The sequence below is a fragment of the Bacteroides sp. QWL-09 genome (assembly GCF_058683585.1).
On sequence record NZ_CM178748.1, the window covers coordinates 3,188,538 to 3,204,198 of the forward strand.

A 15,661-nucleotide genomic window follows, 5' to 3' on the forward strand; every position below is an offset into this window, starting at 1 on the left:
TGTACCTTTATTAGATTATTAGATCTTTAATTAATAAATAAGGAATAGGCCTAACAGATGCAAATCTGTTAGGCCTATTCCTTATTTATTGCGATGAGTTTTAATTCACTTCGTTGTTTTGTTGAAACTTGCGACTAACCTTCATTAAATTAATCGTATAAGTGACTACATTTTGTGCTTCTTGAATCATGGTCAAATAAACAATGCTTACTTTGATGCTACCTTTTTGACTTTGTATTCGCTTAAGTTCCTCACGTTTTAGCTGTGAAAGATGCAAAGTTAAATCGTTAGCTCGTTGTGTATGTTCTTCAAATCCGATGTAGTCATTGTTGATTAAATTGAGACGACATTGTTGCATGAAATAAGTGATATCTTCTGTTATATCAGAGAAACCTCCTTTTTGAATGGCATCTAGTGGACTGAAATTATTATCAATGTGTTCGAAACAAGGTTCGCATAAACGGGCTATACTATAGACAAGTTCGCTGGCAAAATCATTCCCTTGGTAATAATACAAACCTTTTTCAAGAACGGTGGTGTTGTCTAGTTTAGACATGGCGACTGTACCGTTGCGCTTCATTTGCTTAATGAGATGTTTCTGGAATTTAGAGCTTTCCATTGTACGGCGTAATCCGCGCAAGTTCTCGTGTAGGAATGAAGTTACTGCCCGTTCGAAGTTCTCTTCGGCTTGTCCTAATACTTTTCCTAGTTCCTCTCTAGTATGTTTGCGCATAAGTTCTAGAATATCCTCTTTGTTGTTTGTCTTTAATAGCTTTTCGAGGGTTTCGTCTTTCTTTTCTTTGGCTTTACGCTTTTTATAGAGCAGGTGACTTCTGAGTAACAAGAAGACAGCAAATCCAATCAATGCTATAATGGCGATGGTTCCACCATAATAAATAATCAGTGCAACAAAAAAGCAGATGGTAAAGGCTGCTCCTGCGGTGATAAACCATCCTCCAATAACACTCAAAACACCGGTTATGCGATATACTGCAGAGTCACGTCCCCATGCACGGTCGGCCAATGAGGTACCCATTGCAACCATAAACGTTACATAAGTTGTTGAAAGTGGTAGCTTTAGAGAAGTACCTAAGGCGATAAGTAGACTGGCCAAAACAAGGTTGACAGAGGCACGGATCAAGTCAAATGCCGCTCCATCGGTAATGATTGCTTCATCTTTTTTGAAGCGTGTTTCAATCCATCCTTTGAAACGATCGGGCGTTATTGAGGAAATCGTATTGGCTAGAGATAAACTGATACGTACAATAGAACGAGCCATTGGGGTACTTCCAAAAGCTTCTTCACCTTCATCTTGACGAGATAAATCGACTGAGGTCTTAATCACGGCATGTGCTTTCTTCGAGGTGCAGAGGGCGATAACCATGATTGCTCCTGCGCCGATGAGGAAGTACCAAGGTGTTTTGGCTGCCCCAAGCAAAGAGGTCATTAGGAATCCATCAGGTCCTACAGCTTGTCCATGTTGTGTAAAATCGATAAATGAGGAATATCCGGCTAGAGGGACTCCGATAAAGTTGACTAGGTCATTTCCGGCAAAAGCTAGAGCCAACGCAAATGTGCCTAATAAAACAACAACTTTAAATACATTTACTTTTAACCAATGCAAGATTTGCATTAAAAAAGTAAAGAATATAAAAGATATGGAAATGAGTAATAGCCCATTGTTGTCGATCCATTCCTTGCTTTCTATTGTCATAAATGAAGATGATTTTAACCCACTTATAAGCATAAAATAGATGATTGCAGTGGTTGCTATACCTCCAAAAATTCCAATGCTATATTTCATTTTTTCAGTATAATTAAATGAGAATATCGCACGTGATAACCATTGGACTACCATACCGAAGAAGAAAGCAATGGCAACCGATACAAATATGGCCATGATGACAGATAGAGCTTTATCGGTGTTGATCAAGTCTCCTAATCCTAGTGTGCTGTCATTGTGTACTTTAATCAGAGATAGCGCAAAAGTACCTCCTAATAGTTCGAAAACCATCGATACAGTTGTTGATGTTGGCATTCCCATCGAATTAAAAACATCCAAAAGAACAACATCAGTCAGCATGACGGCTAATAGGATACACATGATCTCGCTAAAATAGAAGTGTTCCGGTTGGTAAATACCATGACGGGCGATGTCCATCATTCCATTGGATAAAGAAGCACCAATGAAAACCCCGACACCGGCAATGAATAAAATAGTTTTAAATGATGCTGCTTTGGCTCCTACTGCCGAATTCAAGAAGTTAACAGCATCGTTGCTCACTCCTACTATCAAATCGAATATGGCGAGGACGAATAGGAAAATGATGATACCGAGGTAAATTGTCTCCATATAAATGTTTTTGTTGTTTTGAAATTATCGGCAAAGGACGATTTTTATCATTGCATCGACATGTCATATATGTTACAATTGTGTTTCATCCTTCTTTTGATATTAACAACTTTGTCATCTGTTTTTCAGTCAGATGACAAATGTTCACATTCATTTTTGAGCTTTATGTAATTATATAGGGCATATTGAGCTCTTATTGATTCTTTAGAACGAGGCTTTCGTTTAAAAACGTTTTTTAGTTGATGATCTACGAAACAAGCTTTTTGATTATCGCACAGTTGAATGGATAGCATATTAATGAGCTCTTGGCGTAGAGACTCATCGTATATCGGGGTTACGGCTTCTATGCGCCGATAGAGGTTACGTTTCATGAAATCGGGTGATCCCATGAATAATTTTGGGGCTCCATTATTACCAAAATACCATATACGGGCATGTTCTAGGAAGGTGTCTACAATTCGTGTGACTCGTATATTTTTACTATAAGTTTGTCCGGGGATAAGACAGCATATGCCGCGTACGATTAAATCAATTTCTACTCCTTCTATTGATGCCTCGTAAAGACGATTGATCATACTAGTGTCTTGAAGTGCATTCATTTTTAATACGATCCGTCCTTTTTTCCCACTTTTAGCTAAATCGATTTCTTTGCTGATGAGATCGTTTAGTTCATCTATAAGATTGAAACGGGTAACAAGCAGGTTTTTAAATTTAGCATTTTTTCTACCTTGCAAGGTCCGAAAGAGATGATATAAGTCTTTGGTAATACCTTCATGTGAGGTGAATAACCCACAATCGGCATAGAGCGTGGCCGTTTGTTCATTAAAGTTGCCTGTGCTGACATACCCCAGATCGGGTACTTTTTCTTCGGCTGCTCCTTTTCTACAGACTAGAACAACTTTAGCATGTACTTTCAATCCGGGGATGCTGTATATGATTTTTATACCGCAAGCCTCCATCATTTGAGCCGTGACGAGGTTGTTCTCTTCATCAAACCGCGCTTTTAGTTCTACAAATACCGTGACTTTTTTCCCATTTTGCGCCGCAGAAATAAGGGTATTGATTACTCTTGAGTTTTCAGCAACACGATATTGAGTGATCATGATTTCTTTAGTATATGGATCATGCACTGCTTCATAAAGGAAATGAATAAAATGGTCGAATGAATGATAAGGGTAATAGAGTAAAAGATCCCTTTGTTCTACATATTTAAAAATAGACTCTTGATTGCTGAACTGTTTGATCTTTAATGGTTGAGGTTTTTCTAATAGTTTAATGCTCTTATTCGGGTTAGGCAAGCGGCAAAGATCCTCTAAATTTAGATGCTTGTCCCCCAATATCACTTCATCCTGGCTGATATTGAATGCATGAATGAGAAAATCGAGGAAATCATCGGGCATTGCTCTCTCGTAAACAAATCGACAGACAGCTCCTATTTTACGCTTCTTGACTTTCTCTTTAAGTTGCTTAACTAAGGTGTCGTTGCCGACATTATCGTCTATAAGTATATCTGCATCACGAGAGATTTTGATACAGTAACTTGAATCAATGGTATAACCTGGGAAGATAAGTCGTAAATTGGCTTTTATGATATCTTCAATATACATGATGTAATATTTTCCTTCATGATATGGAAGTTCGATAAATCGGGGTACTTTGCTATGGGGAAGTTTCATGACAAAATACTCCGGATTGGTTTTCCCTGTGGACTGCTTAGCATATAATCTAATCGCTAGGTATAGTCGGTTGTCTCTTAAAAAAGAGACAATATTGCCTTTTGAGATGGGGACGGGTTGTAAATAAGGAAATATTTCTTCTTTGAAAAACTTGACGATAAAGGATTTATGAAATGGTTCTACATCTTGACTTTGATAAAAAATAATATGATTTTTAGCAAGGTCGGGTAATATTTCTTTTTCGTAAATAAACACACGATCGTCTAATTGACGATTTACTTCTTGATTGATCTCGTCGACTAGCTGACAAGCACTTTGTACTGTTTCGTCATCACTTTCCATTACACCTGAAGCCACAGCTTTATGATCGGCAACCCGTATCTTATAAAATTCTTCTAAGTTTGAAGAATATATGGATATGAAGTTTATCCGTTCATACAAAGGCAAACGATCATCTTTAGCCTCCAATAGCACTCTATAATTGAATGAGAGCCAGCTAATATCTCTTTTGAAGTAGCTATATTTGTGTTCCATGTATGTAAAGATTTACCCAAATATAGTACCTTTGTTGATATAAACAAAAAAATATGATCAGAATTGGATTATTATCAGATACTCATGCTTGTTGGGATGAGAAATATTTAGAGTATTTTGAGAAGTGCGATGAAATTTGGCATGCCGGCGATATTGGATCAATTGAGGTTTTGGAGAAGCTTCAACAGTTTAGACCATTACGTGCTGTCTATGGGAATATTGATGGGCAGGATATTCGAACCCGTTTTCCACAGATTAATCGCTTTGTCGTTGAAGATACTGAGGTTCTTATGAAGCATATCGGTGGTTATCCGGGTCGATACGACTCTTCTATTATTGGCAGTTTGTTGGCTAGACCACCGAAACTTTTTATCAGCGGGCATTCTCATATCTTAAAAGTAAAATATGATAAAACCTTGAATATGCTTCACATTAACCCTGGTGCTGCGGGGAAATCTGGTTTCCACAAGGTGCGTACTTTGGTTCGTTTTACGATTGATGGTGATACTATAAAAGATCTCGAAGTGATTGAATTGGCCGGCTAATATTTTTTTGCCATAATTTTGCTACGTCAGATTTCTTTGCGTACTTTGTCTCATCAAATAATTAAAACTTTTATGAAAGGAATTATTCTTGCCGGTGGAAGCGCGACACGCCTCTATCCTTTGTCAAAAGCCATTTCAAAGCAGATTATGCCTGTGTATGATAAGCCGATGATTTATTATCCGCTATCAACTTTAATGTTAGCAGGCATTCGGGAAGTTCTCATCATTTCTACTCCGCGAGATTTACCAATGTTTCAAGAGTTATTGGGCACTGGTGAGAATCTAGGAATGTCTTTTTCTTATCAAGTGCAAGAGCAGCCTAACGGTTTGGCGCAAGCCTTTGTTTTAGGAGCATCCTTTCTAAATGGTGAATCGGCTTGTCTCATTTTAGGGGATAACTTATTTTATGGACAAGGCTTTTCTGCGATGTTGTCTAGGGCCGCCTCGCTTGAAAAAGGAGCTTGTATTTTTGGTTATTATGTTAAAGATCCTCGAGCTTATGGCGTTGTTGAATTTGATGAAACAGGTAAAGTGCTTTCTTTAGAAGAGAAGCCTGCTCAGCCAAAGAGTAATTATGCTGTCCCTGGACTCTATTTCTATGATGCTTCTGTTGTCGAAAAGGCGGCAGCCTTAAAACCGTCGGCTCGTGGAGAATATGAAATAACCGACTTGAATAGATTATATCTAGAGGAGGGAGATTTGAGTGTTGAACGATTTGGTCGTGGTTTCGCATGGCTAGATACCGGAAACTGTGATAGTTTGCTTGAAGCGTCTAATTTTGTCGCAACGATTCAGAATCGTCAAGGCTTTTACGTGAGTTGTATTGAGGAAATTGCTTGGAGAAATGGATGGATTAGTGCTGAAGATCTGTATCATCTTGGAGAGAAATGTTCTAATACGGCTTATGGCAAATATCTGATGAGTTTAGTTTATTGATATGAAAATTGAGAGAAATTGATTATGAAAACATATCTTGTTACAGGAGCGGCTGGATTTATCGGCTCTAATTATATTAAATATTTGTTGGCAAATTATGATGATGTGAAAGTTGTAGTGCTTGATGCTTTAACTTATGCTGGTAATTTGGGGACAATTATTAATGACATTGATAGCGAACGTTGCTTTTTTGTTAAAGGCAATATTGGAGATAAAGAGCTAGTCAATAAGATTTTTAGTGAATACGGTTTCGATTGCATTGTCAACTTTGCAGCAGAAAGTCATGTTGATAGAAGTATTGATAACCCCCAACTTTTTCTTCAAACCAATATTTTGGGGACTCAGAATTTACTAGATGCAGCTCGTCAGGCTTGGGTCATGGGAAAGGATGAGCAGGGCTATCCTCTTTGGCGTAAGAATGTACGCTATCACCAAGTGTCTACCGATGAGGTTTATGGCTCTTTAGGAACTGAAGGCTTTTTCACAGAACAAACTCCACTTTGTCCCCATAGCCCTTATAGTGCTTCCAAAGCGAGTGCTGATATGATTGTTATGGCTTATCATGATACGTATAAGATGCCTGTAACGATTACACGCTGTTCAAATAATTATGGTCCTTATCATTTTCCGGAAAAACTTATTCCATTAATTATAAAGAATTGTTTGGAAGGCAAATCTCTCCCAATTTATGGCGACGGTAGCAATGTGCGCGATTGGTTGTATGTTGAGGATCATTGTAAAGCGATCGAACTTGTTGTTCGTAAGGGACGGGTAGGAGAGGTTTATAATGTCGGTGGGCATAATGAAGAAACCAATCTGAATATTGTAAAGCTCACGATTTCAACGCTCCGTCAACTGATGACTGATTATCCGCAATATCGTCAGGTACTTAAGAAGAAGGAAAAAACACTTTCTGGAGAGATCTGCATTGATTGGCTAAATGAAGGGCTAATTACTTTTGTAAAGGACCGATTGGGGCATGATCAACGTTATGCTATTGATCCTGCTAAAATTACCTCAGAACTTGGATGGACGCCTGAGACGATGTTTAAAGATGGACTTCTGAAAACGATTCAATGGTATCTTGAACATCAAGGTTGGGTCGAAGAAGTGACTAGTGGAGATTACCAAAAGTACTATGAGAAGATGTATGGGCGGAGGTAGTCCATTAGCTAAATAACATTCCTAACGATAGGAGTATTCCCATAAGCAGTATATTACGTGAGGTTTCACCTAGTATACTGTTTAGTTTTTTACCACTATGAATCTGAACCATTTTTCTCCAAGTCATGAAATGTGGAATGAGATAGAGTTGTGGAAGGAATGCGGCTAGATGATGGCCTTTGGTGGAGAAGAATAAGCAGATTAAGCTAGCTATGATACCTAATGTGAGATAGAAATAGCTCCCGAACGTTTCTCCAAATCGAACGACTAGAGTACGTTTTCCACTTTTGGCATCGGCTTCTCTATCTCGATAATTATTGACGACCAATAGAGTGTTGATGAGTAATCCGGAAATTATTGAGGCCATGACCACCGATTCATTCAACTCGAATGCCTGGACGTAATAAGTTCCACCAACCGGAATAAATCCAAAAAAGATAAGGACTAAAAGATCGCCCCATCCATTATACGATAGAGGGTAAGGTCCAGTGGTATATAAAAAGGCGAAAAGCACACAGATGAGACCTATAATAATCAGTTTCCAACCGACTAATGCTAGTAGTGTACTTCCTATCATGCAAGCTAAAATGATGGTGATGAGGATTCCTTTTTTCATTTCAGATGGAGAAATCCACCCCTTAGCACAAGCACGATCAGGTCCCAAACGATCCTCTCTGTCGGTACCTTTTAGGAAATCATAGAGGTCATTAATCAGATTGGCTGCAATTTGCATGAGCCCTGCAAAAAGGAAACAAATCATTGCCGGAAATAACTGAAAGTGTCCATCCATGCTGGCTAAAGCTGTTCCAATCATGATCGGAATCAATGCTCCGGTTAGCGTTTTGGGCCGAATGGCCAAAAACCAAGCTTGCCATGAGTTGTGCTTAACATTTTGCATGATTATAAATTCTCGTCTACTTGTTGACTGATTTTGAGTTGATAAATTGATTCCCAAACTTTTGGGTGTAGGAAATACCTCACATCTTTTTTCTGAGTAATGGCTTCCCGAATAAAGGTTGAGCTAATGTCTATCATTGGGGAATTGACTAATCGGACGTGTTCGGGTAAACCGACAGTATCTATCGGAAATCCTCGACGCGGGTAGATTAATAGTCGGTGATTTGCTATAATTTCTTCCCATTGATACCATCGATTGAAACAAGCCCAATTGTCGGATCCTATAATTAAAAGAAAATCTCTGTCCGGGTAAGATTCGGATAGTTTATTTAGGGTATGTATGCTATATGATGGGCGTGGAAGATTGAACTCAAAATCGGAACTCTTAAACTTTGGATAGCCTTCCACTGCAAGATCTACGAGCTTTAGGCGAAATTCATCCTCCCATAAGTCTGCTTCTTCTTTGAGAGGGTTATGTGGGCTAACCATGAACCAGATTTCATCCAACCCTTCATACTCACAGAGATAATTAGCTAGAGCAAGATGTCCGATATGTATAGGGTTAAATGATCCGCTGAATATTCCGGTTTTGAGTTTTGTCATTCATTCTCCTTTCTTATTTTCTTACGACTGTAGGAAAAGTTGGATCGCATTTAAAGCTTCTGTTTGAGCATTCTCTAAATGATCATTAATGATGACCTGGTCAAATTTAGAGGCAAATGTCAATTCATATGCTGCTTTTGAAAGACGACTTTCTATGATTTCAGGAGAGTCTGTACCTCTTCCTTCCAATCGTTTTCGTAGCTCTTCGATGCTTGGCGGTTGGATGAATAATGAGAGTGCGCGATTGCCGTAATATTCTTTGATATTACATCCACCGACAACATCTACATCAAAAATAACATTCTGTCCGGCTTCTAGTTGTTTCTCGACTTGACTTTTTAATGTTCCATAAAAACGGTCGGGATAAACTTCTTCGTATTCCAGAAATTCTCCATCAGTAATTCGTTGGCGGAACTCTTCAGGTGTGAGAAAGAAATATTCGACCCCATTCTGTTCCGTACCGCGTGGTGGACGACTAGTTGCAGAAATCGAGAACTTGAGATTAAGCCCTTGAGTCAATAGATAATTAATGATGGTTGACTTTCCCGATCCTGAAGGAGCCGAAAATATAATAAGTTTTCCTGCCATAATTTGAAAATAAGAGGTGTTTATAACGCTTGTTTCATTACATGACGTTAAGAACTTGTTCTTTAATTTGCTCTAACTCGTCTTTCATTTGAACAACGATTTTCTGCATTTCTGCATGATTGGATTTGCTGCCTAAGGTGTTGATCTCACGTCCCATTTCTTGTGCAATAAATCCTAGCTTCTTACCCTGACCGGCGCCACTTTCTAGGGTGCTGATAAAGTATTTTAGGTGATTGCTTAAGCGTTGCTTTTCTTCATTGACATCCAATTTCTCGATGTAATAGATTAGCTCTTGCTCTAAGCGGTTTTTATCATAATCGACGCTTATGGTTTTTTGTAAAGCATCGGTGATACGTTCTTTGATTTTTTCTACACGCTCTTTCTCATAAGGTTCTACCATTGATAGAAGCTGGGTGATGTTGGCTATTTTCTCGCGGAACTTTGTCTCTAAAGCTAAACCTTCTTGTTTGCGAAAATCAACCAATTGCTGAACGGCTTTGATTACAGTGTCGTGAACGAATGCCCATTCTTCGTCGGATAATTCTTGGATGTCGGTCTTTGACATGATATCCGGCATTCGGAGTAAAGTTTGAAACCAATCCGAAGGAACTGGAATGCTTAAGTTTTCAGAAATAGACAGGATCTGGTTATAATATCCTTCTACTAAAACTTGATTGATAGGTGTAGCGCTATCGGCACTTTCTTTTTTTTCAATCCACAAGCTGAAGTCAACTTTTCCGCGTTCTAGATATTTGGATATTTCATTACGAATTTCCATCTCTTTTTCACGGTATAGAGGAGCAATTCGAGTCGATAAATCGAGTGCTTTACTGTTAAGTGACTTGATTTCGACATTTATTTTCTTATCGGGAAGTTCGGCGGTCGCTTTGCCATATCCCGTCATAGATTGTATCATATGCATGTAAGTTTTGCGCAAAAATAAGGGATTATTTTAAGATGTGGAAATAATCATGTATTTTTGCATGAATTTAATTATATGGTTTTATGTCGTGTATATTGCATATTGAAACTTCTACTACTGTTTGTTCTGTAGCTGCAAGCCAGGACGGACAGGTCATTTTTGTGAAAGAAGATTTGAAAGGTCCTTCTCATGCTACTTCTTTGGGCGTTTTTGTTGATGAGGCTTTGTCGTTTCTAGATAGTCATGCTATTCCCCTTGATGCTGTGGCTGTCAGTTGTGGCCCGGGATCATATACCGGTTTAAGAATTGGCGTTTCGATGGCTAAAGGCATTTGCTATGGTCGGCAAATTCCGTTGATCGGACTACCGACCCTCAAAGTACTTGCCGTTCCGGTTTTACTTTATCATGAGTTACCGGAAGATGCTTTGATCTGCCCGATGATTGATGCTCGAAGAATGGAGGTTTATGCCGGTATATACGACAGAGCACTTCATGCTAAACGTGATATTGGAGCGGATATTGTCGATGAACAGTCTTATTTAGACTTCTTGGAGAAGCAACCCGTTTATTTCTTCGGTAATGGAGCCAGTAAATGTAAGAATCAGATTACTCACCCTAACGCTCATTTTATTGATGACATTCATCCGTTAGCAAAGATGATGATGCCTTTGGCTGAAAAAGCTTTTGCTGAGCATAACTTTGAAGATGTCGCTTACTTTGAACCTTTCTATTTGAAAGAGTTTGTTGCTTCTCAGCCTAAAAAATTATTATAAAAGAAAAATTATTGCCAAATGAGATATAATACTCAACAGAAAAAAATGCCTTTACCTGAGTATGGGCGAAGTATACAGAACATGGTCAATTATGCGTTAACGATTGAGGATCGTGCGGAGCGTCAACGTTGTGCTAATACCATCATCAACATCATGGGAAATATGTTTCCTCACTTGAGAGATGTTCCCGATTTTAAACATAAACTGTGGGATCATTTGGCAATCATGTCTGACTTTAAGTTGGATATTGATTATCCTTACGAGATCATTCGTAAGGATAACTTGGTGACTAAACCGAATGTTATTGCTTATCCGATGACTCGAATGCGCTATCGTCACTATGGAAAGACGCTTGAAGTTTTGATTAAAAAAGCTTGTGAGTTTCCGGAAGGCGATGAAAAACAGAATCTAGTTGCATTGATCTGTAATCATATGAAGAAAGATTATATGGCTTGGAACAAAGATACGGTCGATGATAAGAAAATTGCTGAAGATTTGAATGAACTGTCCGGAGGAGTGTTACAGATGACTGAGGATATTTTAAAATTGATGGGAGAGCGTTTGGCTCAAAACTATCGTCCGAAAACAAACTTTAGTAATCGGAATAATAAAAAGAATTATCGTCAAAACCAATAAAGCTTTTGAGCTTTATCTAACTAATTGTTCATATTATGGCTTCATTTGTGATTGAAGGAGGACACCGTCTTCATGGAGAAATTTATCCTCAAGGTGCGAAGAATGAGGTTTTAGAAATTATTTGTTCAACCCTACTTACTGCCGAAGAGGTGACAATAAGCAATATTCCCGATATATTGGATGTGAATAATCTGATTCAACTCATGAGAGATATGGGGGTTCAGGTTGCCAAGAAAGGGATCGAGACCTACAGCTTTAAAGCTGAGAATGTCAATTTGGCTTATTTGGAAAGCGATGATTTTCTAAAGAAATGCTCTAGCTTGCGTGGATCGGTCATGTTGATTGGCCCGATGGTTGCACGTTTTGGTAAAGCTATGATCTCTAAACCGGGAGGCGATAAGATTGGTCGCCGCCGTTTGGATACTCATATTATAGGTATACAGAATCTTGGAGCTAAGTTTTTTTATAACACCGAACGGGAAGTTTATGAGATGCGTGCGGATCAATTGCACGGTACTTATATGTTGCTTGATGAAGCTTCGGTGACCGGAACGGCTAATATTGTTATGGCTGCTGTTTTGGCTAAAGGTAAAACGGTAATCTACAATGCGGCTTGTGAACCTTACTTACAACAACTTTGTAAGATGTTGAATCGTATGGGAGCTCGTATTAGCGGTATTGCATCTAACTTACTGACCATTGAAGGTGTGGATGAGTTGCATGGCACTGATCACACTATCCTGCCCGATATGATCGAGGTGGGAAGCTTTATTGGTATGGCTGCCATGACCCGAAGTGAGATTACCATTAAGAATGTGTCGTATGAGAATTTAGGCATTATCCCTGAAAGTTTCCGACGCCTAGGTATTAAACTTGAACAACGTGGAGATGATATTTTTGTCCCGGCTCAAGAGACTTATGAGATTGAATCCTTCATTGATGGATCGATCATGACTATTGCCGATGCTCCTTGGCCCGGTTTAACTCCCGACTTGTTGAGTGTGATGCTTGTTGTAGCCACACAGGCTAAGGGAAGCGTTCTGATTCATCAGAAAATGTTCGAGAGTCGCTTGTTTTTTGTAGATAAACTGATTGATATGGGGGCTCAAATTATTTTGTGCGATCCTCATCGCGCAGTTGTAATCGGGCATAATCATGGATTCAGACTGCGTGGAGGCAACATGACTTCACCGGATATTCGTGCCGGTATTGCTTTATTGATTGCCGCAATGAGTGCCGATGGAATTAGCCGGATTCATAATATCGAACAAATAGATCGTGGTTATCAAGATATTGAAGGACGTCTGAATGCCATTGGAGCAAGAATAACGCGTATATGATAAAAAAAGAAGAAGTATATAAAATAGGCTTATTTAATAAGCCTCATGGCATTCATGGAGAATTGCAGTTTACGTTTACCGATGATATTTTCGATCGTGCAGATTGTAACTATGTGATCTGTATGCTTGACGGCATTTTAGTTCCGTTTTTTATTGAGGAGTATCGGTTTCGGTCGGACTCTACCGCTTTAATGAAGTTGGAGGGGATCAATTCGACCGAACAAGCTCGCCTGTTTACTAATGTAGAGGTTTTTTTCCCGATAAAATATGTCGATACAGAATCGCATGAGGAACTCTCATGGGATTTCTTTGTGGGTTTCCAAATGGAAACAACTGCAGGAGAACCAATTGGTGAGGTGATCGATGTGGATAGTCATACCATTAACGTCTTGTTTGTGGTAGACCGTGAAGGTGAAGAGCTCCTGATTCCTGCTCAGGAAGAATTTATTGCAGGAGTCGATGGCGAACATAAAATATTAACGGTCGATTTACCTGAAGGCTTATTGGATCTTGATGAAGCAGACGATGATTTCAAAGAAGATTGAAATCTATGTTAATATCTGCTATCATACGACTGGAGTAATTGTAAAATGCATACTTTTGTAGAGTGACCGTTATGCCATGTTAAAGAAAAAACGAAGTAAAGCTTTTTGGAAAAATATAAAGTTTAAGTACAAACTGACCATATTCAACGAGAATACGCTTGAAGAGGTGGTCGGACTTCGTGTGTCAAAACTTAATGGACTTTCAGTTTTACTTTCGGTGTTGACGGTTTTATTTCTCATCGCAGCTTGTATTATCGCTTTTACTCCTTTGCGCAATTATTTACCGGGTTATGTGAATAGTGATATTCGTGCCCAAATTGTCGATCATGCACTAAAGGTAGACTCTCTTCAGCAGGTGATTGATAAGCAAAATCTGTATATCCTAAATATTCAGGATATTTTTAGCGGTAGGGTACGCATTGATACCGTGCAGACGATCGACTCGCTTACCACAGTCAGGCATGACACGTTGATGGAGCGAACTAAACGCGAAGAAGAGTTTCGAAAACAATATGAAGAGACCGAGAAATATAATCTGAATACAATAGCTTCAAAACCGGATGTCTCGGGTTTAATTTTTTATTGTCCGACCAGAGGACTGATTTCGGAACATTTTAATGCAGATCAAAAACATTACGGTTTGGACATTGCTGCCAATCCGAACGAGAGTGTTCTAGCAACCATGGATGGTACGGTGATTTTGAGTACCTATACGGCAGAGACGGGCTTCTTGATTATGGTTCAGCATAGTCAAGACTTTGTTTCGGTGTATAAACATTGCGGATCACTATTAAAGCATGATGGCGATAGAGTAAAAGGGGGCGAGGCTATTGCTCTAGTGGGGAATAAAGGGACTTATAGTACAGGTCCTCATCTTCACTTTGAACTATGGTTTAAAGGACGGCCCATTAACCCTGAAAGTTATATCGTTTTTTAGAGGGATTTAGATAAAATGAATTTAGATAAAGAGATAAAGAAAAAACAAATAGCGATACTTGGATCGACCGGTTCGATAGGAACTCAGGCGTTGCAAGTGATCGAGGAACATCCGGATCTTTATGAACCTTATGCCTTAACGGCCAATAATCGCGTTGAATTGTTGATCGAGCAGGCTCGTAAGTTTCAGCCGGAGGTGGTCGTGATTGCCAACGAAAGTAAATATACCACCTTAAAAGAGGCTTTGCAAGATTTACCGATCAAGGTATATGCGGGATCTAAGGCTTTGGCCGAAGTGGTGGAGTCGGCTCCTATCGATATTGTACTTACAGCGATGGTTGGTTATGCGGGACTATTACCGACGATGAGCGCGATTCGTGCGGGTAAAGCGATTGCATTAGCCAATAAAGAGACGTTAGTCGTTGCCGGTGAACTCATCAATCGATTAGCTCAACAATACCGTACACCGATATTACCTGTCGATTCCGAGCATTCGGCCATTTTCCAGTGTCTGACCGGAGAGATCGGTAACCCGATCGAGAAGATCATCTTGACGGCTTCGGGCGGCCCTTTCCGCTCTTGTTCTATGGAAGAGTTGCAGAAGGTCACTAAAGCTCAAGCTTTAAAACATCCGAATTGGGAGATGGGAGCTAAGATTACTATTGACTCGGCTTCTATGATGAATAAAGGGTTTGAGGTGATCGAAGCGAAATGGCTGTTTGGTTTGCAACCCCAACAAATAGAGGTGGTGGTGCATCCGCAATCGGTGATCCATTCGATGGTGCAATTTGAAGATGGGTCGATTAAAGCGCAGCTTGGCCTACCCGATATGCGATTGCCCATTCAATATGCTTTCTCTTACCCCGATAGGGTACACTCGTCGTTCGAGCGTTTGGACTTCTCTAAGTGTACTCACCTCACTTTCGAACAACCCGATATCCGCCGATTCCGTAATCTGGCTTTGGCTTATGAAGCGATGGATCGCGGTGGAAATATGCCTTGTATCGTGAATGCGGCCAATGAGATGGCGGTGGCTAGCTTCTTACGCGAGGAGATCGGCTTCTTGGAGATGAGTCGTGTGATTGAGCAGACCATGGAAAAAGCTTCGTTTGTGGCTTCTCCAACCTACGATGATTATGTGGCGACCGATGCTGAGGCTCGTCGTTTGGCAGTCGAACAACTAACAACATTGAAATTATAACCTAAAAATAAA

General features: G+C 39.6%; 15 protein-coding genes. 9 read left to right on the forward strand and 6 right to left on the reverse strand.

The window, feature by feature from the left end; all coding sequences use genetic code 11:
• Window positions 1–100: 100 nt before the first annotated feature.
• Window positions 101–2,353 carry an inorganic phosphate transporter gene (locus tag AC4PG5_RS12860; RefSeq protein ID WP_492029255.1) on the reverse strand — a complete coding sequence of 751 codons (2,253 nt, stop codon included), beginning with the start codon at window positions 2,351–2,353 and terminating at the stop codon, window positions 101–103.
• A gap of 125 nt (window positions 2,354–2,478) precedes the next feature.
• On the reverse strand, window positions 2,479–4,563 hold the full coding sequence (locus AC4PG5_RS12865) for an RNA degradosome polyphosphate kinase (RefSeq protein ID WP_492029256.1): 2,085 nt from the start codon (window positions 4,561–4,563) through the stop codon (window positions 2,479–2,481).
• A 53-nt stretch (window positions 4,564–4,616) separates the two neighbouring features.
• On the opposite strand from AC4PG5_RS12865, the gene AC4PG5_RS12870 reads away from it, so the two are divergent.
• From AC4PG5_RS12870 to rfbB, 3 genes are all read left to right on the forward strand, one after another.
• Window positions 4,617–5,108 (forward strand): metallophosphoesterase family protein, encoded by a 492-nt coding sequence (locus tag AC4PG5_RS12870; RefSeq protein WP_492029257.1) that lies wholly within the window; start codon window positions 4,617–4,619, stop codon window positions 5,106–5,108.
• A gap of 72 nt (window positions 5,109–5,180) precedes the next feature.
• Window positions 5,181–6,044, forward strand: coding sequence for a glucose-1-phosphate thymidylyltransferase RfbA (gene rfbA / locus AC4PG5_RS12875; RefSeq protein ID WP_492029258.1), 864 nt, complete (start codon window positions 5,181–5,183; stop codon window positions 6,042–6,044).
• A 24-nt stretch (window positions 6,045–6,068) separates the two neighbouring features.
• Entirely contained in the window at window positions 6,069–7,208 is a 1,140-nt protein-coding gene (rfbB, locus tag AC4PG5_RS12880) for a dTDP-glucose 4,6-dehydratase (RefSeq protein ID WP_492029259.1), read from the forward strand.
• A gap of 4 nt (window positions 7,209–7,212) precedes the next feature.
• On the opposite strand, the gene AC4PG5_RS12885 is transcribed toward rfbB, so the two are convergent.
• The 4 genes from AC4PG5_RS12885 to AC4PG5_RS12900 are packed head-to-tail and all read right to left on the reverse strand — an operon-like array spanning window position 7,213 to window position 10,212.
• Window positions 7,213–8,106 (reverse strand): 1,4-dihydroxy-2-naphthoate polyprenyltransferase, encoded by an 894-nt coding sequence (locus AC4PG5_RS12885; protein ID WP_492029260.1) that lies wholly within the window; start codon window positions 8,104–8,106, stop codon window positions 7,213–7,215.
• Between the two features lie 2 nt (window positions 8,107–8,108).
• Complete coding sequence (gene nadD, locus AC4PG5_RS12890; protein ID WP_492029261.1) at window positions 8,109–8,708, reverse strand: nicotinate (nicotinamide) nucleotide adenylyltransferase; 600 nt, start codon at window positions 8,706–8,708, stop codon at window positions 8,109–8,111.
• 21 nt (window positions 8,709–8,729) lie between these two features.
• The gene (gene gmk / locus AC4PG5_RS12895) at window positions 8,730–9,296 is read right to left on the reverse strand and encodes a guanylate kinase (RefSeq protein WP_492029262.1); all 567 of its coding nucleotides are present in this window, start codon (window positions 9,294–9,296) and stop codon (window positions 8,730–8,732) included.
• Between the two features lie 37 nt (window positions 9,297–9,333).
• Window positions 9,334–10,212 carry a YicC/YloC family endoribonuclease gene (locus tag AC4PG5_RS12900; RefSeq protein ID WP_492029263.1) on the reverse strand — a complete coding sequence of 293 codons (879 nt, stop codon included), beginning with the start codon at window positions 10,210–10,212 and terminating at the stop codon, window positions 9,334–9,336.
• A gap of 89 nt (window positions 10,213–10,301) precedes the next feature.
• On the opposite strand from AC4PG5_RS12900, the gene tsaB reads away from it, so the two are divergent.
• From tsaB to AC4PG5_RS12930, 6 genes are all read left to right on the forward strand, one after another.
• Window positions 10,302–10,991: a tRNA (adenosine(37)-N6)-threonylcarbamoyltransferase complex dimerization subunit type 1 TsaB gene (gene tsaB, locus AC4PG5_RS12905; RefSeq protein WP_492029264.1), complete on the forward strand. Its 690-nt coding sequence runs from the start codon at window positions 10,302–10,304 to the stop codon at window positions 10,989–10,991.
• 18 nt (window positions 10,992–11,009) lie between these two features.
• The gene (locus AC4PG5_RS12910) at window positions 11,010–11,627 is read left to right on the forward strand and encodes a DUF4290 domain-containing protein (protein ID WP_492029265.1); all 618 of its coding nucleotides are present in this window, start codon (window positions 11,010–11,012) and stop codon (window positions 11,625–11,627) included.
• 35 nt (window positions 11,628–11,662) lie between these two features.
• Window positions 11,663–12,967 carry a UDP-N-acetylglucosamine 1-carboxyvinyltransferase gene (gene murA, locus AC4PG5_RS12915; protein ID WP_492029266.1) on the forward strand — a complete coding sequence of 435 codons (1,305 nt, stop codon included), beginning with the start codon at window positions 11,663–11,665 and terminating at the stop codon, window positions 12,965–12,967.
• Window positions 12,964–13,512, forward strand: a complete 549-nt coding sequence (gene rimM / locus AC4PG5_RS12920; protein WP_492029267.1) for a ribosome maturation factor RimM — start codon at window positions 12,964–12,966, stop codon at window positions 13,510–13,512. Before murA ends, rimM begins: the two co-directional genes overlap by 4 nt.
• Window positions 13,513–13,588: 76 nt before the next feature.
• Window positions 13,589–14,449: a M23 family metallopeptidase gene (locus tag AC4PG5_RS12925; RefSeq protein ID WP_492029268.1), complete on the forward strand. Its 861-nt coding sequence runs from the start codon at window positions 13,589–13,591 to the stop codon at window positions 14,447–14,449.
• Between the two features lie 15 nt (window positions 14,450–14,464).
• On the forward strand, window positions 14,465–15,649 hold the full coding sequence (locus AC4PG5_RS12930; RefSeq protein WP_492029269.1) for a 1-deoxy-D-xylulose-5-phosphate reductoisomerase: 1,185 nt from the start codon (window positions 14,465–14,467) through the stop codon (window positions 15,647–15,649).
• The last annotated feature ends 12 nt before the right edge of the window (window positions 15,650–15,661 follow it).